General features: G+C 39.8%; 25 protein-coding genes. 18 read left to right on the top strand and 7 right to left on the bottom strand.

The features are described from left to right. Window positions 1–180: 180 nt before the first annotated feature. The 10 genes from FFM59_RS03435 to gshAB all read left to right on the top strand — a co-directional run bounded on the left by FFM59_RS03435 (window position 181) and on the right by gshAB (window position 10,355). Window positions 181–873, top strand: coding sequence for a response regulator transcription factor (locus tag FFM59_RS03435; RefSeq protein WP_137601660.1), 693 nt, complete (start codon window positions 181–183; stop codon window positions 871–873). Further along, a complete protein-coding gene (locus FFM59_RS03430; RefSeq protein WP_225420279.1) occupies window positions 870–2,225 on the top strand; it encodes a sensor histidine kinase in 1,356 nt (451 codons plus the stop codon). The genes FFM59_RS03435 and FFM59_RS03430 overlap by 4 nt, the downstream gene beginning before the upstream one ends. A gap of 14 nt (window positions 2,226–2,239) precedes the next feature. Further along, window positions 2,240–3,043, top strand: a complete 804-nt coding sequence (gene lgt, locus FFM59_RS03425) for a prolipoprotein diacylglyceryl transferase (RefSeq protein WP_137601659.1) — start codon at window positions 2,240–2,242, stop codon at window positions 3,041–3,043. A gap of 31 nt (window positions 3,044–3,074) precedes the next feature. After that, complete coding sequence (locus tag FFM59_RS03420) at window positions 3,075–3,491, top strand: ArsC/Spx/MgsR family protein (RefSeq protein WP_137601658.1); 417 nt, start codon at window positions 3,075–3,077, stop codon at window positions 3,489–3,491. Window positions 3,492–3,743: 252 nt separating this feature from the next. Further along, window positions 3,744–4,115 (top strand): cupredoxin domain-containing protein, encoded by a 372-nt coding sequence (locus FFM59_RS03415; protein WP_100070905.1) that lies wholly within the window; start codon window positions 3,744–3,746, stop codon window positions 4,113–4,115. 33 nt (window positions 4,116–4,148) lie between these two features. Further along, a complete protein-coding gene (locus FFM59_RS03410; RefSeq protein WP_137601657.1) occupies window positions 4,149–4,421 on the top strand; it encodes a cupredoxin domain-containing protein in 273 nt (90 codons plus the stop codon). Beyond that, window positions 4,418–6,337 carry a copper-translocating P-type ATPase gene (locus FFM59_RS03405; protein ID WP_137601656.1) on the top strand — a complete coding sequence of 640 codons (1,920 nt, stop codon included), beginning with the start codon at window positions 4,418–4,420 and terminating at the stop codon, window positions 6,335–6,337. The genes FFM59_RS03410 and FFM59_RS03405 overlap by 4 nt, the downstream gene beginning before the upstream one ends. A 197-nt stretch (window positions 6,338–6,534) precedes the next feature. Then, window positions 6,535–7,122, top strand: coding sequence for a LemA family protein (locus tag FFM59_RS03400; protein WP_003678281.1), 588 nt, complete (start codon window positions 6,535–6,537; stop codon window positions 7,120–7,122). Between the two features lie 12 nt (window positions 7,123–7,134). Then, window positions 7,135–7,914 (top strand): TPM domain-containing protein, encoded by a 780-nt coding sequence (locus FFM59_RS03395; RefSeq protein ID WP_170175915.1) that lies wholly within the window; start codon window positions 7,135–7,137, stop codon window positions 7,912–7,914. 176 nt (window positions 7,915–8,090) lie between these two features. Then, on the top strand, window positions 8,091–10,355 hold the full coding sequence (gshAB, locus tag FFM59_RS03390) for a bifunctional glutamate--cysteine ligase GshA/glutathione synthetase GshB (RefSeq protein ID WP_137601654.1): 2,265 nt from the start codon (window positions 8,091–8,093) through the stop codon (window positions 10,353–10,355). Window positions 10,356–10,511: 156 nt separating this feature from the next. Here the strand turns inward: gshAB and FFM59_RS03385 are convergent, their stop codons facing one another. The 6 genes from FFM59_RS03385 to FFM59_RS03360 all read right to left on the bottom strand — a co-directional run bounded on the left by FFM59_RS03385 (window position 10,512) and on the right by FFM59_RS03360 (window position 13,202). Further along, window positions 10,512–10,913 carry a NusG domain II-containing protein gene (locus tag FFM59_RS03385; RefSeq protein WP_170175914.1) on the bottom strand — a complete coding sequence of 134 codons (402 nt, stop codon included), beginning with the start codon at window positions 10,911–10,913 and terminating at the stop codon, window positions 10,512–10,514. Between the two features lie 18 nt (window positions 10,914–10,931). Continuing rightward, window positions 10,932–11,183, bottom strand: coding sequence for a hypothetical protein (locus FFM59_RS03380; RefSeq protein WP_035457185.1), 252 nt, complete (start codon window positions 11,181–11,183; stop codon window positions 10,932–10,934). 112 nt (window positions 11,184–11,295) lie between these two features. Next, window positions 11,296–11,592, bottom strand: a complete 297-nt coding sequence (locus FFM59_RS03375; protein ID WP_002817475.1) for a hypothetical protein — start codon at window positions 11,590–11,592, stop codon at window positions 11,296–11,298. 18 nt (window positions 11,593–11,610) lie between these two features. After that, window positions 11,611–11,775 (bottom strand): DUF2933 domain-containing protein, encoded by a 165-nt coding sequence (locus FFM59_RS03370; protein WP_003688746.1) that lies wholly within the window; start codon window positions 11,773–11,775, stop codon window positions 11,611–11,613. A gap of 139 nt (window positions 11,776–11,914) precedes the next feature. Beyond that, window positions 11,915–12,286 (bottom strand): conjugal transfer protein, encoded by a 372-nt coding sequence (locus FFM59_RS03365; protein ID WP_225420278.1) that lies wholly within the window; start codon window positions 12,284–12,286, stop codon window positions 11,915–11,917. Window positions 12,287–12,326: 40 nt separating this feature from the next. Beyond that, a complete protein-coding gene (locus tag FFM59_RS03360; protein ID WP_137601653.1) occupies window positions 12,327–13,202 on the bottom strand; it encodes an NAD(P)H-dependent flavin oxidoreductase in 876 nt (291 codons plus the stop codon). Between the two features lie 277 nt (window positions 13,203–13,479). Between FFM59_RS03360 and FFM59_RS03355 the strand changes: the two genes are divergently transcribed. Both FFM59_RS03355 and FFM59_RS03350 read left to right on the top strand, forming a co-directional pair. Further along, entirely contained in the window at window positions 13,480–14,439 is a 960-nt protein-coding gene (locus tag FFM59_RS03355; RefSeq protein WP_137601652.1) for a D-2-hydroxyacid dehydrogenase, read from the top strand. Between the two features lie 122 nt (window positions 14,440–14,561). Further along, on the top strand, window positions 14,562–15,116 hold the full coding sequence (locus FFM59_RS03350) for a 5-formyltetrahydrofolate cyclo-ligase (protein WP_137601651.1): 555 nt from the start codon (window positions 14,562–14,564) through the stop codon (window positions 15,114–15,116). Window positions 15,117–15,173: 57 nt separating this feature from the next. Here the strand turns inward: FFM59_RS03350 and FFM59_RS03345 are convergent, their stop codons facing one another. Continuing rightward, window positions 15,174–16,421 (bottom strand): chloride channel protein, encoded by a 1,248-nt coding sequence (locus FFM59_RS03345; protein ID WP_137601650.1) that lies wholly within the window; start codon window positions 16,419–16,421, stop codon window positions 15,174–15,176. Between the two features lie 264 nt (window positions 16,422–16,685). Between FFM59_RS03345 and FFM59_RS03340 the strand changes: the two genes are divergently transcribed. From FFM59_RS03340 to FFM59_RS03315, 6 genes are all read left to right on the top strand, one after another. Then, entirely contained in the window at window positions 16,686–18,593 is a 1,908-nt protein-coding gene (locus FFM59_RS03340; RefSeq protein WP_137601649.1) for a heavy metal translocating P-type ATPase, read from the top strand. Window positions 18,594–18,693: 100 nt separating this feature from the next. Beyond that, window positions 18,694–18,936: a heavy-metal-associated domain-containing protein gene (locus FFM59_RS03335; protein ID WP_137601648.1), complete on the top strand. Its 243-nt coding sequence runs from the start codon at window positions 18,694–18,696 to the stop codon at window positions 18,934–18,936. A gap of 4 nt (window positions 18,937–18,940) precedes the next feature. Continuing rightward, window positions 18,941–19,489: a ferritin-like domain-containing protein gene (locus FFM59_RS03330; RefSeq protein WP_137601647.1), complete on the top strand. Its 549-nt coding sequence runs from the start codon at window positions 18,941–18,943 to the stop codon at window positions 19,487–19,489. Window positions 19,490–19,650: 161 nt separating this feature from the next. Next, on the top strand, window positions 19,651–19,839 hold the full coding sequence (locus FFM59_RS03325) for a hypothetical protein (RefSeq protein WP_170175913.1): 189 nt from the start codon (window positions 19,651–19,653) through the stop codon (window positions 19,837–19,839). Window positions 19,840–20,153: 314 nt separating this feature from the next. Then, entirely contained in the window at window positions 20,154–22,043 is a 1,890-nt protein-coding gene (locus FFM59_RS03320; protein WP_137601645.1) for a glycoside hydrolase family 2 TIM barrel-domain containing protein, read from the top strand. Next, window positions 22,030–22,992, top strand: a complete 963-nt coding sequence (locus FFM59_RS03315) for a beta-galactosidase small subunit (protein ID WP_137601644.1) — start codon at window positions 22,030–22,032, stop codon at window positions 22,990–22,992. Before FFM59_RS03320 ends, FFM59_RS03315 begins: the two co-directional genes overlap by 14 nt. Window positions 22,993–23,712: the final 720 nt, after the last annotated feature.

Raw genomic sequence — 23,712 nt, 5'->3', positions numbered from 1 at the left:
ATGCTGTCAAGTTGTTGTGGTGGAATTAAACCCAGCATCATGATGAATAGTAGCAGTGGGCAGAAGATAATTAGAAGAATTGTTGCTAGCATCCACATATTTGTTCACTTCTTTTTCTTTTTGATAATTATGCCAGAGATGTATGGAGATTATGTGCAAAATATATGGAGATGAAAAAATTTGACTAAAATTTTAGTTGTCGATGATGAAAAGAAAATTGTAGATATAGTTACCGCCTATTTAATCGCACAAAAATTTGAAGTTGAGGTGGCCTACTCGGGAACGGAAGCTTTGACCAAGTTTTATAAATGGCAGCCTAACCTGGTGGTGCTTGATCTTATGCTACCAGATTTAGATGGTAATGAAGTGACCAGAAGAATACGGCAAGATAGTAAAACACCGATAATTATGTTGACGGCAAAATCAAGTGATGAAAGTATTGTTAACGGATTGCAATCTGGCGCCGATGACTATGTAGTTAAGCCTTTTAGTCCACGAGTGGTAGTAGAACGGATAAAAACCGTACTACGACGTGTCACAGAAGAACAAGCGGAAAAAGTTATCTCCTTTAACAATGGACAGTTAAAAATCAAATTAGAATCGCAACAAGTTTTTGTCCATGATATGGAGATTGCACTGACGCATACAGAATATGATATTCTTGCAACAATGGCGAACTATTATCGACAAATATTTACCCGTGAACAGTTAATCGATTTAACTAGAGGAATTGACTATGACGGACTAGATCGGATGATTGATTCTCATATTAAAAATTTACGACGAAAAATTGAAAGTGATAATACTAAGCCGGTTTATATAATAACGGTTCATGGCCGAGGCTACCGTTTTGGTGGGAGTAAAGATGAATGAAACGACAGATTCGGACACAGCTAATAATCTCTTTTATATTTTTGGTGTTATTGATCGTAGGTTCAATTAGTTTAATGACCATGAGTTTAGTTAGTGATCATTTTGACAAATATGTGCAGAAAAAACATGATACAACGCTCACCGCATATAAAAACGAATTAAAGGTTAGTTATCTGATCAACAATGGTACTTGGAAACCGGCCAAAGTTAAAAAGATCGGTGTTAGAGCATTGCAAGATGGTCTTATTTTGGTTTTGAAAAATACTGACAATAAAATAATATGGGAACCAAGTCAAACCTTGTTACATAGGGCTACTAATACCAAAAATATAGATAGTATGAACAAAAAAAATGGAGCTATCAAGATTAATTCCAAAAAAGTCGCCCTAGTACAATTCTCACATAATGATGCTTTAGGGTATACACGACATGATGTCGCATTTATCAATGATTTACGAATTAGTTTGGCCGGTATTTCAATCTTTGTATTTTTAGTTGCAATAGTCATTGCAGTATGGATAGCTCGTGATCTAAGTAGACCGTTACGACAAATTGTATCCTTTACTCAGGCGGTAGCGTCTGGGGATTATCGAAACCAGTTACCGCAACAAACACAAATCGTAGAGGTAAATGCGCTAGTAAATGTAACTAACGAACTTTCACGCCAGTTATCCAAGAATCAGGCGCTACGGGAGCGTTTGTCTTCCGATATTGCTCATGAATTACGCACGCCATTAACAACGATTCAGGGTTCGCTAGAAGCGATGATCGATGGAATCTGGCCAATTGATGAGGCAAGATTGGTTAGTTTAAATGATGAAGTTATACGGTTGACCCACTTGATCAATAATATTGAAAATATTGCTTCAATTGAACATCGCGAGGATAAGTTAATCAAAGTTGATACTGATCTTAGTAAATTGATACAGCAGGTTTTAAATAATTTTCAAAGTAATCTTGAGGAGAAAAGAATAACGCTTGATTACCAGACGGAAAAAATCATCGTTGCAATTGACCCAAATAAAATAAATCAGGTTATTACCAATTTATTGTCAAACGCCATAAAATTTACACAAACAAAGGGCAAAATAATAATTAAGTTAAAACATGTAGCAGATAATGTTGTTTTAACTATTGAAGACAACGGTAGTGGAATTGCAGAAAAGGATGTCCCACATGTATTTGATCATTTCTATATGGCTGATCCAGCACGAAATCGCCAACAAGGCGGCCAAGGGATTGGTTTAGCAATTGTTAAAGCAATCGTGGTGGCTCATGGTGGCTCAGTTTCTGTGGACAGTGAATTAGGTGTTGGGACTATTTTTACAGTTAAACTACCATTGAATAATTAGGAGGGAATGATCATATGGGAGCACTAAACCCGATCGCGTTTAAATTAGGACCTTTTCTGGTTCATTGGTACGGTATTATTATTGCAAGTGGGGCAGTACTTGGTGTGCTGCTTGCAATTAACGAAACTAAGCGACAAAGGATTTCTGCAGATGACATTTATGATTTAGTATTCTGGGCATTGCCAATTGGATTGATTGGCGCACGAATCTATTATGTCATTTTTGAATGGCAGTATTATTCACAACATTTAAATGAGATCATTGCGATTTGGCAAGGGGGTATTGCCATTTATGGTGGCCTAATTGCTGGTGGGATTACATTGATCGTCTTCTGTCGGCAGCGTAGCTTATCAGTTTGGCAGGTCCTAGATGTTGTTACGCCAGGCATTATGTTAGGTCAAGTTATTGGAAGATGGGGTAACTTTGTTAACCAGGAGGCCTTTGGGTCTGCTGTTTCACGCAGTTTTTTGCAGCAGTTACACTTGCCTAACTTTATCGTGCAACAGATGTACATTGGCGGTGCATATCATCAACCAACTTTTTTATATGAATCAGTATGGAATTTTGTTGGCTTGATCTTACTCCTTAGTTTACGGCATAAAAGAGGTCTGTTTAAACGGGGAGAAATTGCGTTAAGTTATGCGATTTGGTATTCATTTGGTCGATTTTTTGTTGAAGGAATGCGAACTGATAGCTTGTATCTATTTGGCCAAGTACGTGTGTCACAATTATTATCATTGATTGTTTTCATTGTGATGCTCAGTATCTTTGTTTATCGACGGAAACAGCAAAAACCTTCTAATTATTTAATTGATTAATTAATAATGTAAAAGAAAGCGAGGCTAAATTATGATTAATCTGTATTTTCATACTAGTGATCCGGCAAAACGAAAAATGCTCGATTGGTTTCATGATCAAAAAATTGATGTACAGATCCGTAATATTATGCAAAAGCGATTAACTGAATTAGAAATTAGGCACTTGTTTTTGCTATCCGATAATGGTAGCGATGATTTGATTGCAATACGTTCGAAGGCTGTTCAAGGACACGTTTTTGATAAGGGTCTAACATTTAATCAATTAGTGATTGCGGTATATCAGCACCCCAAAATTTTAAAGAACCCGATTGTGTTTAATGAACAAAGCCTGGTTACGGGATTCAGTATTGAGGATATCGGTGTTTTTGTACCATCAAAACAGCGGAAGCGTGAGCGATTGTCATTACTTGGTAAATTATATACTGCAGAATTTGGTAAAGTTTCTTGAATTGACCAGGGCTTTACAACAGAATAAATTTTTTTGCTTTTTGTGTTTACATTTGTAAACTTAAGAGGTATGATATTTGCATCGTTTACAAGTGTAAACGTAAGGGAGTGATGAACCTGAATGAAATTGACGGTCACAATGGAAAAACTTATAAATGCTTCAACGTAATTAACTGTAATTGCTTGTTTAATAAAAAGATGGTTGTCGTATGACCGAATAAAATTAATTTTTATAAAAAAAGGAAGTCTGATCATGGATAAAATTTTGGTAACAATAGTAGCTGGTTTGCTAGTTGGATTTATTGTTTGGTGGTTCTTCGGTAAACATACAGCTAAGGAGGTTGCGGCAGATATAACGGATAATAGACAGGATGTCAATGTGATTGTTAGTGGTGGTTATACGCCTAGTACCGTAATTTTGAAGCGCGGAGTTCCTGCCCAAATAACCTTTAATCGTAAAGATCCATCTAGTTGCTTGGAGCAAGTAGTTTTTGAAGATTTTGGTATCAATGAATTTTTACCACAGAATAAGGATCATGTGATCGATATTGATACAAGTAAATCCGGTGAGTATGACTATGCTTGCGGAATGAATATGTTTCATGGAAAAGTAATTGTAAAATAAGCAAGCTTATTAAAAATATTGGAGGTAATCGTTATGACAGATAAGAAACAAAGCATTATGGTAATCGTTGATGGTGGCTATCATCCAGATGCTGTAGAACTAATCAAGGGGATCCCTGCAGAAATCACTTTTAAAAGAATCAGCGAAAAAGGCTGTGTCGATACAATTGTTTTGCCGGAACTTGGTATCAAACAATTTCTGCCAATAAATGAACAACAAACTTTTTCAATTAATACTGATAAGGCCGGCGAATATCAATTTCATTGTGGTATGGATATGGCCTACGGAAAGGTGGTTATAAAATGAATATAAGAAATCGATTTATATTTTCTTTGATTGTTTCCACTCCAATATTAATAAATATGGTTGCTAGCCCTTTTGGCTTTGAGTTACCAGGAGGTATGTGGACGCAGTTTCTACTGACAACCGCAGTAATGGCTGTCTCTGGTCGGTCATTTATACAAAGTGCTTGGGCATCATTTCGGCACCACCATGCTAATATGGACACTTTAGTAGCGATTGGGACTGGAACAGCCTATTTATACAGCATTTATGCAATGTTTAATAACCAAGATGTTTTCTTTGAAGACGCAGCACTTGTTATTACACTAATTCTATTAGGACAAGTTTTTGAAGAAAATATGAAACGTAGTGCATCAGGTGCAGTAGCTAAGTTACTAGATTTACAGGCAAAAGAGGCAGAGGTTTTGCGCAATGGTGAGATTGTAAAAATTCCAATGGCAGAAGTTGTTGTCGGTGATATTCTTCGCGTTAAACCAGGTCAAAAAATTGCTGTAGATGGTGTTATTACCGAGGGTAGTTCAACAATCGATGAGTCGATGGTTACAGGTGAAAGCATACCAACCGAGAAAAAAGTTGGCGATTCAGTGATTGGTTCAACAATGAATAGTACAGGAACATTTATGTTTAGAGCTAGTAAGGTTGGTGATGATACATTATTGGCGCAAATTGTTGAGATGGTCAAAAAGGCTCAAACAAGTCATGCACCGATTCAAAAAACCGTTGATAAAATTTCTGATATTTTTGTTCCCGCTGTTCTAATTATCGCTATTCTGGCCTTTTTCGTTTGGTATGTTTTACTTGGAGCTAGTGTAGTGACTGCCATGTTATTTACTGTTTCTGTGATTATTATTGCTTGTCCATGTGCACTAGGAATTGCTACCCCCACAGCTCTAATGGTTGGTACAGGGCGGAGTGCAAAGATGGGGATTCTGATTAAGAACGGTGAAGTGCTAGAGGCAGTTAATACGATCAAAACAGTTGTTTTTGATAAAACAGGAACAATCACTGTGGGTAAACCAAAGGTGACGGATATTGTTGGCGATGAGCAAGCGGTATTGAATGTGGCAGCCAATCTAGAAATTTCTTCGGAGCATCCTTTGGCGGCGGCTGTTTTAGAAAAGGCTAAAGAGCAAGGCATCACTCCCAATACTGCACAAGGTTTCAAAGCGATTGAGGGTAAGGGAGTCAAGGCACAAATCAATGGTAAAGAAGCCTTTATTGGTAATGATAAGTTACTTGATAATTATAAACTTACCGATCAATTAACGGTTAAGATGGTACAACTACAAAGCGAAGCTAAAACCGTAGTGATCGTTGGCTACGATAATGAAATTATCGGGTTAATTGCTATTCAGGATGCACCAAAGCAAAGCTCGGCTACAGCAATTGCGGCACTTAAGAAGCGTGGCCTACGTCCGGTGATGCTGACTGGTGATAACGAACGAGTTGCTCGTGCAATTGCTGATCAGGTTGGCATTGATGAGGTCATTGCTGATGTTTTACCCGGCGATAAGGCTGATCACGTTAAACAACTTCAACAACAAGCACCAGTAGCCTTTGTTGGTGATGGTATTAACGATGCGCCAGCATTAACAACCGCTGATGTCGGCATTGCCATGGGTTCTGGTACGGATATTGCAATTGAATCTGGTGGCATTATCTTAGTTAAGAATAATCTGTTAGATGTTGTCAATGCACTCGAGTTGAGTCAAAAAACGTTTAATCGAATTAAGTTAAATCTGTTTTGGGCGTTCATTTATAACTCATTAGGTATCCCCGTTGCTGCTGGTATTTTTGTTGGACTAGGGCTGATCTTGAGTCCAGAATTAGCCGGTCTAGGAATGGCATTAAGTTCATTATCAGTTGTTGCCAGTTCATTGATGCTCAATAGAACCAAATTAACTACGGTAACTGCGTAAATTGGAGGATACAAAGTGGAAAATCAAAATTCAAAAAAAGCAACGGTGCTGACTGTAGTGGTCGCAGTTGTCTATACTATTATAGCTGTATTTGTTGGAATCCTTTTATTGAATGGTCTATAAACATGGTTAGATCATTTAGATTTTCTAGAACTTCGTTAAAAATAACTTAGCGTATTTTTGAGAGGATGAGAAAAATGCAATCGCGAAGATTTAGAACCTGGTGGATTAGCTTAGGCGTGATTTTAATAGCGCTTGCGGCCGTTGGTGCAATAAGTGTTGAAACCTATAATAGTTTGGCTAAACAGAATCAAGAAGTCGAGGCGCAATGGAGTCAAGTGGAAAATGTGATGCAACGCCGCTACGACCTGATTCCTAACTTAGTAAGTGCAGTTAAGGGCAGCATGAGTCAGGAACAAAAAGTTTTTGGTCAGATTGCTGATGCACGGAAAAGTTACGGTAGCGCAACAACAGTTAAAGAAAAAGCCAAGGCCGATAATAAAATCAATAGTTCAGTTGGTACTTTAATCAATGTGATCCAAGAAAATTATCCTAATTTGAAGTCGAATGCTAATGTTGCGACATTGATGACCCAGCTGGAAGGATCGGAAAATCGCATTGCGGTTGAGCGGCGTCGGTATATTCAACAAGTTAAGACTTACAATCAAAATGTAGTTACTTTTCCCAAAAATATTTTTGCTTCTACGATGGGTTTAGGCCAGAAAGCTGAATTCAAAGCAAATTCGAATGCTGATAAGGCACCTAAAGTTGATTTAGACAACTAGGAAGTGGACATCGTGAACCGAAAAAGAACGAATGCGTGGCTATGGTTGTTATTACCTTTTTTGCTGCTACTTCAAACAACTTTTGTCCAGGCGGCCAGTTTACCTAGCATACCGACTGATAATTATTTTGATCAAGTAAATTTACTAAATTCACAGACACAAGATTTGGTTAGTACAAAGAATCAACAATATGCCGAAACCAAGGACAAACCGCAAATTATGTTGGCGGTAGTAAAATCTACTGGTGATTCTGATGTCGATCAATATGCGGCCGATTTATTTTCAAAGTGGGGTATTGGTCAAAAAAAACTGGATAATGGTATTTTAATTCTTTATGCCTTAAATGATGGGAAGCGTAATGTTCGTGTTGAAGTAGGTTACGGATTAGAAGATGTCGTCACAGATAGCCAGGCTGGACAAATTTTAGCCAGTAATAAAAGTCAGTTAAAATCTACCGCAACTGAGACTGTCAATCAGGGATTGCAAAAAACGTTCAGTAGTATCACAACATTGGTCGACAGGCATTACGGATACAAGAATGATAGAAAATCTGATAAGGGTTATCAAAATAGGATGAATTCCAATCGTAGTATTTTCAACGTGAAGAATATTCTACAACTTGTTGGCCTGATTATTGTTATTGGATTTATGTTCAGTCCTTGGGGGCGCAGTTGGCAATTATGGTCCATCTTAGCCTGGCTCTTTAATAACAATGATCATTTTGGTGGTTTCGGTGGCGGCGGTTCTTCTAGCGGTGGCGGTTCATCTGGTGGCGGTGGTGCAAGTATTTAGGTCATGAGATTGGTGTATGGTTAATGGTTTTGGATGATTATCACTTAAATAGAATCATAATTTTATTTAGAACTTGCTTTAATAGACGTCGTCGTACCATAGCAGAATTGAATGTAAAGCTGTTTATTTCATAATTTCTAAAAATAAAATTAGAAAAAGAGAGAAGCGAGTAGTGTATGATTTTTAGCGAATTATTGCAGCAGGCGCAAAACATAGCCGCAATATCAAATTCAAGAATTGGTGTGGAACGAGAAAGTCAACGCGTAAGCCTGAACGGAAAATTAGCCGTTACAAATCATCCAAACGTACTTGGTAGCCGCCAATTCCATCCTTATATCCGTACCGATTTTGCTGAGACTCAATTAGAAATTGTAACGCCAGTAGTGAATACAGTGAATGATTTATTTCGTTGGTTAGCTGCTTTACATGATGTTACCTATCAATCAATGCCAGCAAATGAAATGTTGTGGCCACTCAGTATGCCACCGGAGCTTCCAATCCGCGATGATGAGATTAAGTTAGCCAAATTGCCTGATTTTCAAGGTGTTTTATATCGCCGCTACTTGGCTAGAATATATGGTCGACGTAAACAGATGATTAGTGGGCTACATTTTAACTTTGAATTTCCGACTGTATTGGTCGAAGAACTGTATCAGCACCAAAGTGAGGTAACTGATTTTAAATGCTTTAAAAATATACTCTATCTTAAAACGGCGCGTAACTACCTTCATTACCGCTGGTTAATTACCTATCTATTTGGTGCCAGTCCTGTTGCTGAATCCAATTATTTTGAATCAAATGATGAGCAACCACAAACGGAAGTACGGAGTATCAGAAATAGTAAGTTTGGCTATTGTAATAAAAACAATGTTCAAGTATCATTTGAATCTTTACAAACTTATTTTGCCGATATAGAAACGCAAATACGTGAAGGTCATTTGATTAAGGAAAAAGAGTTCTATTCACCAATTAGGTTACGTAGAAGCGAACAGACAATTGACCAACAAGCGAGCGTTGATTATTTGGAATTAAGGAATATTGATATCAATCCGTTTGAACGTTATGGGGTTAGTGAAAATCAAATCGTATTTCTGGAACTATTTATGTTGTTCATGCTTTGGACGGACGAAAAGGAAACTAGTAATGATTGGATAATGGCCGGTGATCAAATCAATAATGAGGTGGCACTTGAGTCACCATTGACGCCAACTCGTTATCGAACAAACGGCCTTAAAATAATTGATTTAATGAAAAGAATGGCACAACAGTTGGATTTAAAAGGCTATGAAAGGGTACTACAGCAGGCCAAAAATGGATTGACAGATGTTGCAAAAACGATTAGTGGCCGAATGGTGAAGCAACTAATGACTATTAACCAATCAGTTTTTGCAACAGCCAACGGATTAGAGAATCGTAAGGTTATTACGCAGATTCCATATCAGCTAAATGGTTTTACTAATATGGAACTATCAACACAAATTTTAATGTTTGATGCCATTCAAAAAGGTATTACAGTAGATGTGATCGATGAAAATGATCAGTTATTAAAGCTACAGTTGAGTCACCAAATTGAATATGTCAAGAATGGAAATATGACAAGCCGAGATAGTTATATTGTGCCGCTGATCATGAAGAATAAGACAGCTACCAAAAAAATTTTGACCACGTCAGGTTTTAATGCTCCAGCCGGAGTTGAATTTATTAGCATGAATATGGCTTTAGCGGCTTATCCGAGATTTATGGGCAATCCAATTGTGATCAAGCCGCAGTCGGCTAATTACGGTAGAGGTGTTACCGTGTTTAAACTTTCTCCATCGCTGGTTGATTATTCGCAAGCGATTCGACGCGCATTTGCCGAGTGTTCGACCGTACTAGTTGAGAGCTTCATTGCTGGACCTGAGTATCGGTTTTTAGTAATTGATGATAAGGTAAAAGCGGTCTTATTACGAATTCCCGCTAATGTTACTGGTGATGGACACCATACGGTAAAACAATTAGTTGCAATCAAAAATCAGAGCGTCTTGCGTGGTTTGAATGATCGAACACCGCTTACTAAGATTTCTTTAGGGATGGTCGAACAAATGACATTAAAAAGTCAGCAGTTTACGGTTGATTCAATTCCGATGAGTGGTCAGCGTATCTATCTTAGGAAAAATTCGAATATTAGTTCTGGTGGGGACTCTGTTGATGTAACTGATCAAATTGATTTTACCTACAAAGAAAAAGCTGCTGCTGTAAAATGTTTAGGTGCAAAAATATGCGGAATTGATTTGATTATTCCTGATAGATCAGTACCCGTTTCTGATCACGAGTCCTATTCGATTATTGAGGCCAACTATAATCCAATGATGGATATGCACTGTTACCCTTATAAGGGCCAAAAGCATAGAGTAACTGCAGATGTGCTTGAATTCTTATTTCCGCAGTTAAATGACTTATAAGACTGCATCTCATAATTGGTAATAATAATCAGCGTGTAATAAAAAGCAATCACAATTCCCGACTTTGAGAATTATGATTGCTTTTTAAAATGATTAATCATGATTACATAGTATTTTGATCATGGCCTTACAAGTGAGTTATCTTGAGTGTTGGTATTACGTACTTTTGATTGTTATGATCAGACGGTGAGGTAGACAAATACTTTGTTGTCCCGGTTTACTGATCCAACCAGTATTAACGGCAATTTGATCAGGTGTATTATCTTCCTTATCGCGTATACGTGTTCCATTAACTTCTATAATATTATATTCACCGGGGTGTGGGTGTAATGTAAATAATTGGTGTTGTGTTTTGCGAGAGAGCTTAATTTTCTTTATTACTTTTTTGTCAACAGAAATTTCAGCATAGGTGGTTGGTTTAGCATTATTAGTCGCGGTGGTCATCTGTTGCTTCTGAGAGTATCCAAATATAATCAAGGGGATAAAAGAAACGACAAGTAGTATAAAAATGATTATGTAGTCCCAAGGGCGTATTTGCTGTTTTAGATTTTTAAACATCTTCAGCGAACAACCTAGTTAAAAGACGCGAACTGCAGGCAAAGTATAAGAGTAATTACCGATCGAGTCGACAGATCCATCAGACTGTAGGCTATTTAGACCAATCTTAGTGCTAAAATCCTCTTGATTAACAGTAGTTGCATCAACTTTATAAAAAACTGTAGTCCAAGTTGTTGCTGCCTCAAGCAGTTTTTTTCCAGTGGAGAGTGTAACATCTGTTAATGTTAGTGCGGTAACTAAAGTAGGCATATTTCTCTGCGTTAATTTCAACTTTGTCTCCTCCATTTTTTTGAAATACACTTTATTAAAACAGTCATATGTGTCGTAAATATGGAGAAGCCAGCATATATAAAAAAGAGTGCCATGTGACACTCTTTTTGAGCTATTTAATATCAACAACACCGACAAATTCAACATCATCAATTGCAGTTAAGTAAAAACTATCAGTTGGTCCAAGTATTGCAAGTTGACCATTTTTGATTGTACATTCTTGATCTGGTGTGGTCAGTTTCACCGTCCCTTTTAAGGGAATGAGAACTATATTTCCAGGTACAGGGTGAAATTCTCCGTTGTTTGTCACTGTATTTTTCTTTAGTATACGATGACCAACCCGTCTTTGACCATTTTCGTAAAGGTGTTCATGGACCTCATCACCGCGACTACCAGTTAATATTTTCATATAATATATACCCCCAAGTTAATTGACTTTTTTACGTGGCTTTTCAGTATTATTGGAATTTTGTTGAGTGTTGTTTCCACAGCCGCCCATACTACCAGAGCCACCGTGCATACCCTTGTGCATAAATAGCATCATGAGTGGGTGTGCTAGAAGAAAAAGGGCTATCAGAATCCATTGTGACATAGTTTCACCTCCTTTTGCTTTGTTTCTATAATAAGTATAAATTGGAAGTGTGTTGTTTTTATGTTGTCGGGAATTTTTACATAGTTATGAATATTATTATGTATACACGACATTCAAATGAGTGTCGTGTTTTTGTTTCCTACAAACCAGATTTAATGGTCCAATTTGTTCCTGCTTTTTCTAAAATAAGTGTGTACTGCGAATATTGGGTCATATCAGTTTCACTATCAAGAAACCTCACGGTTGCGTCAACGCGAATATTATCTCCTTGACGATGGAAGGTCGGATTAACTAATTCCGCAAAACGATAGTCTTTATTTAATGGCTTTGTACCGCCATCGACATAATATTTCAGTTCACTGGCGGTGCCACTAGGATACAGTGTGAAGAAAGTCGTTAGAAATTTAGTGATGCTGCTAGTGGTTTCGGCATCAATCGAGCTGTCCGTTTGAAGTTGTTTTTCCGTTGCTTTGGCCTTAGTCGGAGCTGCCGCAATTGTTGGGTTGGTCACGATCGCTATCTCAATTGGAGTAGAGTGCTCAGGGATTATTTTATTTAAAATAACTGTTGATAATTGCTGCTGCCGGTTCAATCCGCTTAATCATGCCAATACCGTTATTGACGGTCACGATGCCATGGTCCGGATTACCCAGTAACATCCCCTCCAGCAGCCCACCATCTTGTGCAACCGCACGATTAGCGGCCACTGCATCATGGCTTTGCAAATATTGGTCAGCTAATTGTTGCGTATGGGGAGTTCGAATCGCCCGTTGATTACCAGAAACCATCACAGTATCTTCGGAATTACTCTGCACAATTAGTTCCTTAATAGATGGGGCGACGGGAGCTTCGTCTGCGACTAAAAATCTGGTCCCAACAAAAATGCCCGCCGCACCTAAAGCGAGCGCAGCTTCAACGCTTCGTCGATCATTAATCCCACCCGCTGCAAATACTGCCACTGAAACTTGATCGACAATTTCTGGGACAATCGTGAAGTTGCCCAACTCAGTATCTGGCAGCAGCCCACCTTCATCATGCCCGGTTGCGACAATGATATCAGCACCCATGTCCTCGCCAGCTTTGGCCAGCGCCACGCTGGGGGTTAATGGCCTAAAAATAATGACGCCATCATGTTGTTTAATCAAATCAAAAATCTCTTGGTTTTCAGTACCCACCACCACAAAATAGTGAATACCCGCGTCAAAGGCCGCAGTCAATAATGCTGCAGTATATGGTTCATCTTGTAATTTTTCATCGTTGGAATTGGTTAAAATGTTAATACCAAATGGTAGCTGAGTTAAGCGCTGGGTCTTGTCAATTTCACGACGCATTTTATCACCAACTGCGGTCGGTTCGGTCGTCAGTGTGGCTTGTTCAGCATTAGTACCGAGCACACCTAACCCACCACCATTGCTGACAGCGGCCACTAATTAAGCATTCGTAACCCAATTCATTGGGCCTTTGATCAGCGGATATTTTGTGTTTAAGATGTTTGCTTGCAAAATCACCATCTCCATTTCAGCGTTACTTTGTCAAAGAGAGCATCACAATTTTTCAAGTTCATTGTATCGTTATTTAGAATTATCGCCAACAGATAAACTTAACAGCATTAAATATAATGTTAATTAACCAAAATTTGGTGGTAAAATATAGCAATAATAATGCATGACTGAATTAAATCATAACGGCATGGGGGTTAAATTGATGAAAATTGTTTTGTTAGATGGGTATCATTTGAATCGAGATTTAAACTGGGACGCAGTGAGAGCGCTCGGGGAGTGTACTTTTTATGACCGTACACAGCCTGACGATAACCAACAGATTCTGGCCAGAATTGGGGATGCCGAGATTGTCATTACCCATAAAACACCAATCCAGGACTCCGTGATTAGTCAAGTACCTAATTTGAAATATATCGGCGTCATGGGTACCGGTTATGATGCGGTTGATATCGCGAGTGCCAAGCAACATCAAGTCACTGTCACGACAGTCCCTAATTATTCGACCGATGCCGTGGCGCAGTACGCGATTTCTCTACTGCTAGAAGTCACGGGTCAAGTCGGACTGCACAATCGAGTGGTACATGACGGTAAGTGGTCCACCATTGCTGACTTCACCTTTTGGGAGAAACCGTTGATTGAATTAAAAGGGAAAACCATCGGGCTGATTGGTTACGGCCGGATTGCTCAACAAGTGGCAAAAATCGCTCACGCTTTCTCGATGAACGTGATTTTTTATAATCATCGGCCAAAAAATGTGACCAACGACTGGGTCCATCAAGTGAGTTTCGATGAGTTACTCCAGCAGGCCGATATTATTAGTCTCCATGTACCGCAAACGCCTGAAACCATCAATCTAATTAATCAAGCCAGCATTGCCAAAATGAAAGACGGGGTAATTGTCATCAACACCGCCCGCGGCACCTTGATTGATGAGCCCGCGATGGCAGCAGCGTTAAATGAAGATAAAGTGCTCGCCTTGGCTACGGATGTGGTGGCAACCGAACCCATTGATCCGCAAAATCCTTTATTAACCGCCAAAAACTGTTTTATCACGCCCCACATTGCCTGGGCACCGCTAGAAACCCGGGAACGCCTGTTAGATATTATTACGGAAAATATTCAAGCGTTTATTGCTGGCAAACCAATAAATCAAGTTAATTAAACGGGTTCTTGAAATTTATGGATTCCAATTGAATCTTGTATTTTACTAATTCACAATCGTTATCTCTTTCCAAATATATAAAATTGGAATATCATTATATCGCGTAATGGAATTTTAAGGAGATGACGAGTATTAATAAAAAAGACTTTCGAACCCAACAACTAACTAACTTACAAGCAGCGATGCACACCACTCAAGCTGAAGCGACGGTGCTAACTAATTTGCTGTTTAAAACCGATATTTGGCAAACCGCCCAAACAATTGGAACGACGATTAGTAATCCAATTGAACTGCCTACAGGTGGCATTATCGAACGGGCACTGCAAGACAAGAAACAAGTCTACTTACCAAAAACGATGCCACATCGCCAAATGGCCTTTTTGGAATACCCAGGTCATAATCAACTGGTCAAAAATAGTTTTGGACTACTAGAACCGGCTTATGATGAAACCAAAATGAATCAAGCCGTTGATTTGATGATTGTACCGGGAGTGGCTTTTGCGCAAGATAGTCATTATCGCGTTGGCTTTGGTGGTGGCTACTATGACCGCTTCTTAGCCAACTACCGTGGTCACACGGTTGCGTTAGTGCCGCAAGTCATGAATTTTGAGACGGCCAATTGGCCCGTTGAGGATTTTGATATCGCAATTGATTATTTAATCACCGCTTCGAATTAACCACAAAATCATATCCAAATAAAGACGCCCATCGCAACTTGCGAATGAGCGTCTATTTTAATCCTTACTTTTAATGGCATTCCATTTAGGCCATGGGAAACTGAACTGCAGCTTACCAATCCAAGCCAAGATTTTATTGGTACGTTTGAGTAACATCATCAGGAGCGTCGCCAAAACGACTATACCGATTAAATTAGTTGGCACATAGAGAATTCCCATCAAGCTGCCCACCAAGAGTGGGGATTTTAAAATGGCGGTGGCCATGCCCATCACAAATAAGGTGACGACGAAAATCTGATCCGAGTTAGGGAGCAAGTAACTGATAGCAAAGCCAAAGTTGGTGGCTGCAAATAGAACGGGAAAAATGTCACCACCTAACCAACCGGTACTTTGCGAGATGGCAGTTAAAATTAACTTTAAGATGGCGACACCTAACAGCGTGATACCAGCTTGATTAGGCCAGTTGGTCGCAAATAAATGGAAATTATGTTGTCCGGAAAACAGTACTTCCGGCACCAGCAAGCCACACAGGTAAATAGCCGCACCGCCAACCGTCACGAGAATCAGAGGATTAGTAAACCGATTGGCAATTAACCATTTCAGATGTACCAGCAACCATTCAATCACGGTCCCTAACCCGTAGCTAACTGCCAAGATGGGGCCAAAAAGCCAGAGTTCATTGGACTGCCAATGTGAGACGCCAATGTGCATGACTAATGAATGTAAACCACTTATGTGAAAACCAATTGCAAACCAAATCAGCATGTTGGTAAAAAAGATTCCAATTAGCGCATTGCGAATGAGCTTCGATGGAAATTGATTTTTCCAATCAGCCACCGATAACGATTGTAAATAGCGATGGGGCACCACTAACATTTGCAATCGTGCACGCGTATCAGCAGATTGAAAGTTATGTGCGACATAGTTTAACTTTTCCGCCATCCACACCCCATATAAGACGGTCGAACTAACTAAAGTTGCTTCCGGTCCTAAACTGGTACCACTGACCAGAATGATAGCCGGAACAATCAACTGGAGTAGGACGCGCCGATAATCAACACTTCCAGTGGTCTTCAACTGTACGCGGATTTTGATAATATTTTGTGGTAACGTCCCCCAAAGCCGCTGGGTGACTAGAATAATAGCACCAATCACCAGCACGATAAGTAAATTAATCACTGGACGCGCGGCAATCGTTGGCCAAAAGAGTTCGATTAATGCGTTTTGTAACCAGTAAAAGCCGTCCAGCAGTGCACCAATCAGGGCACTTAAAATGAGGCCATAGCCAAATAATAATTGTTTCATTTTTTCTCCATTTTAAAAAAGTTCCTTTAATAGTTAACCATAAATGACTGGTAAATAAAAGCACTTCAACCTCGTAAACTCAATGAAACCGCTATTTTTAGTACACATCTGACAATTATCAAAAAGATTTACGAACTTGATTTTAATCAATTTAAAACTCCGACCGAGCGCTTATGATATAGACAGTAAAAGAAATCAAACGGCTCCTGATCAAAGCTGTTGCTGACCAAGTCTCAGGTGTTATCAAACGAAGGAGTGACAATCATGAAATTTCAAAAATATGTTCAAGATCATAATAATCAAATTACTTTAATTACAGCGATTTTAATTGTAGCCGGTTACCTCAGTAAATATGCGTTAAATAGTCTGCTGGGATATAACGTAATTCTCGCCGTCGCCTCAGTTATTGCGGCCGTGCCAATTATGATGCATGCGTACCAAGCCTTAAAAGCGCGCGTGATTAGTATCGAGTTTCTCGTCAGTATCGCCGTAATTGGGGCGTTCATCATTGGTGAGTATAACGAATCTGCCATTGTAACCTTCCTGTTTTTATTTGGGAGTTACTTAGAAGAACGGACGTTATCCAAGACGCGGCAATCGATTAAATCATTAACCGAAATGGCTCCAACTACGGCAACGGTAGTGCAGGCCGATGGCACAACGGAAGAAGTTGATGTCGATGACGTTGATGAAGGCGATATTGTCTTAGTTAAAACGGGAGGTTCAATTCCAGTTGATGGTCAAGTTGTGGAAGGCCACGGTTACACCGATGAAGCAGTAGTGACTGGTGAGTCGCGTGAAGTCGGTAAACAAGTCCAAGATAGTGTGTATTCCGGGACTATGTTGAGCGATGGATACCTCAAAATTGAAGCAACGAAAGTCGGGGATGATACGACCTTTGCCAAAATTATTGAATTAGTTGAAGATGCGCAAGATACTAAATCACATGCGGAGAAGTTTATTGATCGGTTTTCACAGTATTACACGCCGGCCGTGCTGATTATTGCCATTCTGGTGTTCATTTTCTCACGTGACTTTAAGTTGGCGATTACGGTGCTCGTCTTGGGTTGCCCAGGAGCTTTGGTAATTGGCGCACCCGTGTCAAACGTGGCCGGAATTGGCAATGGCGCCAAACGTGGCATCCTAGTCAAGGGTGGCGAAGCGATGGATACATTCTCAAAAATTGATACCTTTGTTTTTGACAAGACTGGAACCTTAACAAAGGGAAATACTTCAGTTTCAACGGTTAAGAATTATGGGACGGATTTACCAGCTGCTTTGAGCATGACTGCCCGAATTGAAAGCTTGTCTGATCACCCATTGGGTCGCGCAATTGTTTCATACACAGAAGGCAAAAATTACGTCTTTAACGACCTGGAAGTCGAAGATAATCAAACGGTTAAGGGGCAAGGAATGGTGGCCCAGATTGATAATCATGATGTCTTAGCGGGTAATCAAAAACTGATGCAAGCCCGTGACGTGAAATTAAGTTCACAGCAAAGTCAAGATTTAAGTGATTTACAAGCTACCGGGAGTTCTGTAGTTATTGTCGCGGTCGATGGGGTTGTGACCCTAATCTTAGGAATTTCCGATATTATCCGCCCAGAAGTCGCCCAACAATTGCAAGATTTGCGGGATAAGGGTGCTAAGCATTTAGTCATGTTGACGGGTGATAATCAAGCGACCGCTCAATATGTGGCTGATCAAGTCGGCATCGATGAAGTTCATGCCGAATTAATGCCAGAACAAAAGGTAGAATTCGTTAAAAAATTCCAACAAGCTGGTCGCAGAGTGGCCTTTGTTGGGGATGGTATCAACGATAGTCCCTCGATTGCGACTGCTGATATTGGGATTGCGATGGGAAGTGGAACCGATGTTGCCATCGAAACCTCAGATGTTGTCTTAATGCAATCTAGTTTTGAAGCACTCACCCATGCTTATGGCCTCGCTAAAAAGACCGTGTTGAATACCAAGGAAAACATTGTGATTGCGATTGGCGTGGTGGCCTTTCTCTTGATTGGCTTAATCGCCGGGTTCATTTACATGGCCAGTGGGATGTTCGTGCACGAAGCCAGCATTTTAGTGGTAATCTTCAACGCCATGCGCTTAATTAGTTACGGCAAGGCACCCAAAAATGATCAGGTTGTGACCACAACACCAGTTTTAAAATAAAAAGTTCGTAGACTTGATTTTTATCAATTTTTTCTTGAAGGCAAGCACGTACAATAAAGACAATCAAAGAAGTAAGTTTCACTAAAGGAGGAACTTGATTATGACAAAGAAAGCAATTTTACAATTAGAAGCACTCACCTGCCCATCATGTATGCAAAAGATCGAACATGCGGTGGCACATGTCGATGGCGTTTCATCAGTTAAAGTGATGTTTAACGCTAGTAAGGTTAAAGCCGAATTTGACGACAGCAAGACCAGCGCCCAAGATTTAGCCGAAGTAGTGACTAAGTTAGGTTACACCGTTGATAAAGTGAAGGAAAAGGAATTAGCTCAGGAGGCTTAATCTTATGACAGATGTAGAGACACAATATGCAGCAGAATTAAAGCAAGCCGATATTGATCATCATAAACCAACCGCTGGCGCCATGACCGGTCATATCTTATCGAATCTATTTATCAACAATGTTAAATTGCATCAAACGAGTTGGTATTTAAAAGGACTGGAATCAGTTCAGTTAAAATCGCTATACCAAGAGTTGATTGAACAAGGCAGAACGAATTATGATCAACTTGCTGCGATTTTGTTAGATGAAAATGAATTACCACCTTCGACCGTGGATGAATATGTGAAATATTCAATGTTAGAAGAAGATGCTAAGAACAAGTATCTGAGTGCGACCGACTTGGTTGATATCACCGCGCACGATTATGCGACGCAGAATATGTTTATCGATCGGGCAATTGTCCTAGCGCAAAAAGAAACGAGACCTGCGATGGCAGTTTTTCTAACAAACTTACGCGGACAAAACAATCATGCCATTCAAACTTTACAAGCAATTCTTGGAAAACAAGCCTGGGATGACTTAGTTGAAATTGACGATGACGATGAAGATTAATTAAGCCCCATATAAACCAACAATCAAAAAAGAACAGAGACACTTGAAGGCAGGATTCTTCAAGTTGTGGGCACTGTTCTTTTTTTTGCACATGATAAAGCTGGTGTGTATTTTTAGTCACATGTTACAATGACACTAAACCATTGAAAGAAGTTGTTGTGATGTCTGATTTATACAAAATCCAAAATGTCCCATTTGATCCCAAAGCGCTGACGATTTATGGAATTCAATTTCCTAACCAGCCGCAATTCAGTGCGGCACTCAATACAATTACCACGTCTGTCTTTAAGGGTAAAACTATCACCAAAAAAGATGTGGAAAAAATATTAACTGATTTAAAAAATAACTAAAAGAATTGACCAACATCACGCATAATCTCTTAACCCACCCAACATCAACCCGGCGTTGATGTTTTTTTGTGGCATAATCACTATCAAAGATTAGCAGATCATCTGATAGCAAAAATCCACTAGACAAAGTTCACCAAAATGAACTATTCTTAGTATTAATTAGAGAAATCCGCGAAACTTGTTAAAATAATCGCGGAACTAAGAAGAAGTGCTTATTTTTTTAATAAAGATTGAAAGCGCTTTAATAATCTAACATGGATTAAGGTATGATAAATACGTACGGCTACTTAATCAGTCAGTAAAGGAGAATATATATGATTCCATCGATAGAATGGTTGGATGATCCAGAAATATTTAGTCAAGGGACCGTGCCGGCCCATAGTGACCATCATTACTACAAGACGGCTCAAGAAGTACAACAAGGCAATAGCTTTGAACAAAGCTTAAATGGAACGTGGCAATTTCACTTTGCGCCCACGCCACAAGTTCGACTCACAGATTTTTTTGATTCGCAATTTGACCCGACTCAAATGGATGAAATTCAAGTGCCACAACATATTGAACTAGCTGGTTATGCTCAAATTAAGTATATTAACACCTTGTATTCCTGGGAAGGCAAGGAATATCGGCGACCAGTTGGGACAGAATCGTATTCACCAGAAAATTCAAGTCCATTTGCGACTAGTGAAATGAATTGCGTGGGGCAATATCGCAAGCAGTTTGATCTTGATCAAAGTTTACAAGGACAACGAATTAAAGTTCGCTTTGATGGTGTGCAAACGGCCATGTATGTCTGGGTGAATGGCCACTTTGTCGGCTATTCTGAGGATAGTTTTACGCCGGCAGAATTCGACATTACTCAGTGGGTTCAAGCGCAACATAATGTGATTGCGGTGGAAGTATTTAAGTACAGTACGGCTTCATATCTGGAAGATCAAGACTTTTTCCGTTTCTTTGGCATTTTTCGTGATGTAACATTATTAGCGGAACCAGCCGTCCATCTAGCCGATTTGAGTTTGGTTCCAACCGTGAGTGATGATTTTACTCAAGGTGATTTAGCCATCCAAATGAAATTAACGGGTGAGTCCGCCCAGCTACGGACCAGCACGATTCGAGTTACGATTGCGGATAGTGCTAATAACCAGCTACTGACGCAGACAATGGCCGCCGAAGAGCGAACCACGCCCGAGCCTCTACACTTTGATGAAGTGACACTGTGGAGTAATCAGCATCCAACGCTGTATCATTTTCAAGCTGAAATTATCGATGCAACTGGATCAGTGATTGAAGTGATTCCATATCAATTTGGTTTTCGTAAAATTGAAATTAAAAACAACGTTGTCATATTGAATGGACAACGATTGATCATTTCGGGAGTTAACCGGCATGAATGGAACTGCCAAACTGGGCGGGTAATTTCTGAACAAGATATGCGGGCCGATTTGAAAACTTTCGATGAATTAAATATTAACGCGGTGCGTACCTGTCATTATCCAGATCAAGATTTGTGGTATGACTTATGCGATCAGCATGGGACATATGTGATGGCCGAAAATAATTTGGAAACGCATGGCTCATGGCAAAAAATGGGTGCAGTTGAACCATCTTATAACGTACCTGGTTCAGTGCCAGAGTGGCGAGGTGCCGTGATGGCTCGTGCACAAAATAATTACGAAATGCTCAAAAATCATGCGTCGATTTTGTTTTGGTCACTAGGCAATGAATCATTTGCTGGCGAAAATATCGCCCAGATGAATGCGTATTATAAGACGATGGATCCAAATCGCTTAACCCATTATGAAGGTGTCTTCCGAGACCCAGCCTATCGGGGCCGGATTTCTGATGTTGAAAGTCGGATGTATGCCACACCAGCAGAAATTGCGGAATACTTGGAAAATAATCCCGATAAACCGTACTTAAATTGTGAGTATATGCATAGTATGGGTAATTCAGTTGGTGGCATGAAGAGTTACGATGACTTGATTCAAAAATATTCAAGTTATCAAGGTGGCTTTATCTGGGACTTTGTCGATCAGGCGTTATTAGTCAAAGATGAAATCACGGGGCAACAGGTTATGCGGTATGGTGGCGACTTTGATGACCGCCATTCGGATTATGAATTTTCCGGGGATGGTTTGTTGTTTGCGGACCGTCAACCCAAACCGGCAACACAGGAGGTTAAATATTTTTATGGAAAATACTAAACACCAACTTCAAGTCGTGTATGGCGATGGCTCACTAGGAGTTTTAAGTGACCGGGTTAAATACCTTTTCAGTTATGAACGGGGTGGACTCGAATCACTAACAATTGACGGTAAAGAATGGTTATATCGCGTACCGAAACCACTGTTTTGGCGGGCAACAACCGATAATGATCGGGGAAATCACTTTTCTGAGAAATCGGCGATGTGGTTGGGCGCTGATCTCTTTAGTGCATGTGATGAGATTGCGGTGGCTATTGATGGTCAACCAATTGAATTGCCAATTGCACCAGTCAACAATCAATATTCAAATCATGAAACTGCCGATAGTGTCGCGATTACGTTTACCTATTTGACTCCGACAGTTCCACAAACGAAGGTCGAAATCAATTATCAAGTCACAGCTGATGGCCGACTACAGCTGACTGCGAATTATCATGGGCAAGCTGGCTTACCACAGTTGCCTGCATTTGGGATTAAGCTCGTGATGCCAACGCCTGCCGTGTCGTTTAAATACCAAGGATTGTCCGGTGAAACTTATCCAGACCGAATGGATGGAGCGAATGCCGGTAATTATCAAACAGTGGGGATGCCGGTCACCCCTTATTTGGTACCGCAAGAGTGCGGCATGCATATGCAAACAGATAGTTTAACGGTTAATCGGCGGGCCACGTTAAATAATGCGGATGCAGATGCACAGGAGTTTAGTTTGATGATCAATCAAAACGGCAATCCATTTGCCTTTAGTTGTTTACCCTATACCGCTGAAGAGTTAGAAAATGCCACGCATCATGAGGAATTACCAGCCAAACGCCGGACGGTTTTATCAATTTTAGGAGCTGTTCGCGGCGTTGGTGGTATTGATAGTTGGGGCGCCGACGTTGAACCCCAATTCCAACTGGCTGCCGATCAGGATTATTCGGTGTCCGTTGAAATTGGACCTCAGGTATAAAAACCTAAATTTAAAAATTTACGGGATAACATCTTTTATGGCTGATATATAATTTGCCTTGAAGATGTTTTTTTATTACCACAATCCGGAAAATAATTAATAATCTAAGTCTGGGGCTTTGGACAAACGCTTGCATGAGTGTGGTTTAGCTTTGATTTATAAAGATTTTGTTTAAAACATGATATTTATTTACATTTTTTGTGAATTCTGTTTACAAATAGGTCGGAATAACCTATTATGTAATTAGTTAATACGATGAATGATTTACTTTGTATTGTCCGCGATTATTCATGTAAATAACGAGTTAGTAACATGTATCTTTTGAGGGGAATTAATGTGCATTTGAACATGAGCCGTTTACGGTTGTGAGCATGTCGATTAGTTTGATATTGGGGATATAAGTTATGCGGCCAAAACCAAGGAGCAATCGGGGGTTCTTCGGCTTAACTTGTGAAAAGGTTGCCTCAAACTTTCAAAACTCACCGTGATGGTGAGTTTTTTTCTTGCCTCATCATTCGACATGCGACGTGGAGTTAATTTCGTGCTACCATAGACCTATCAAATACGGGGGGATGAAGATTGTGTCCAAATCAAGATTGGAGGCATTTAGTGACGGAGTTTTTGGAACGGAGCAAGGAAACATGTTCTTTCAAGGACGTGATGGATTGCTCTTTTTTATTGCCCGAAGGGCTATTGTAGATGGTGTTAATAAAAAGTGCT

Origin of the sequence: Paucilactobacillus nenjiangensis (assembly GCF_005405445.1) — a bacterium.
GTDB lineage: Bacteria > Bacillota > Bacilli > Lactobacillales > Lactobacillaceae > Paucilactobacillus > Paucilactobacillus nenjiangensis.
This window is presented reverse-complemented; position numbering and strand designations above follow the sequence as displayed.

Bases quoted from the DNA above. Each gene is read 5' to 3' on its own strand.
- FFM59_RS03430 (WP_225420279.1), top strand. From the start codon at position 870: ATGAAACGACAGATTCGGACACAGCTAATAATCTCTTTTATATTTTTG.
- lgt (WP_137601659.1), top strand. From the start codon at position 2,240: ATGGGAGCACTAAACCCGATCGCGTTTAAATTAGGACCTTTTCTGGTT.
- FFM59_RS03420 (WP_137601658.1), top strand. From the start codon at position 3,075: ATGATTAATCTGTATTTTCATACTAGTGATCCGGCAAAACGAAAAATG.
- FFM59_RS03415 (WP_100070905.1), top strand. From the start codon at position 3,744: ATGGATAAAATTTTGGTAACAATAGTAGCTGGTTTGCTAGTTGGATTT.
- FFM59_RS03410 (WP_137601657.1), top strand. From the start codon at position 4,149: ATGACAGATAAGAAACAAAGCATTATGGTAATCGTTGATGGTGGCTAT.
- FFM59_RS03405 (WP_137601656.1), top strand. From the start codon at position 4,418: ATGAATATAAGAAATCGATTTATATTTTCTTTGATTGTTTCCACTCCA.
- FFM59_RS03400 (WP_003678281.1), top strand. From the start codon at position 6,535: ATGCAATCGCGAAGATTTAGAACCTGGTGGATTAGCTTAGGCGTGATT.
- gshAB (WP_137601654.1), top strand. From the start codon at position 8,091: ATGATTTTTAGCGAATTATTGCAGCAGGCGCAAAACATAGCCGCAATA.
- FFM59_RS03385 (WP_170175914.1), bottom strand. From the start codon at position 10,913: ATGTTTAAAAATCTAAAACAGCAAATACGCCCTTGGGACTACATAATC.
- FFM59_RS03375 (WP_002817475.1), bottom strand. From the start codon at position 11,592: ATGAAAATATTAACTGGTAGTCGCGGTGATGAGGTCCATGAACACCTT.
- FFM59_RS03370 (WP_003688746.1), bottom strand. From the start codon at position 11,775: ATGTCACAATGGATTCTGATAGCCCTTTTTCTTCTAGCACACCCACTC.
- FFM59_RS03355 (WP_137601652.1), top strand. From the start codon at position 13,480: ATGAAAATTGTTTTGTTAGATGGGTATCATTTGAATCGAGATTTAAAC.
- FFM59_RS03350 (WP_137601651.1), top strand. From the start codon at position 14,562: ATGACGAGTATTAATAAAAAAGACTTTCGAACCCAACAACTAACTAAC.
- FFM59_RS03345 (WP_137601650.1), bottom strand. From the start codon at position 16,421: ATGAAACAATTATTATTTGGCTATGGCCTCATTTTAAGTGCCCTGATT.
- FFM59_RS03340 (WP_137601649.1), top strand. From the start codon at position 16,686: ATGAAATTTCAAAAATATGTTCAAGATCATAATAATCAAATTACTTTA.
- FFM59_RS03335 (WP_137601648.1), top strand. From the start codon at position 18,694: ATGACAAAGAAAGCAATTTTACAATTAGAAGCACTCACCTGCCCATCA.
- FFM59_RS03330 (WP_137601647.1), top strand. From the start codon at position 18,941: ATGACAGATGTAGAGACACAATATGCAGCAGAATTAAAGCAAGCCGAT.
- FFM59_RS03325 (WP_170175913.1), top strand. From the start codon at position 19,651: ATGTCTGATTTATACAAAATCCAAAATGTCCCATTTGATCCCAAAGCG.
- FFM59_RS03320 (WP_137601645.1), top strand. From the start codon at position 20,154: ATGATTCCATCGATAGAATGGTTGGATGATCCAGAAATATTTAGTCAA.
- FFM59_RS03315 (WP_137601644.1), top strand. From the start codon at position 22,030: ATGGAAAATACTAAACACCAACTTCAAGTCGTGTATGGCGATGGCTCA.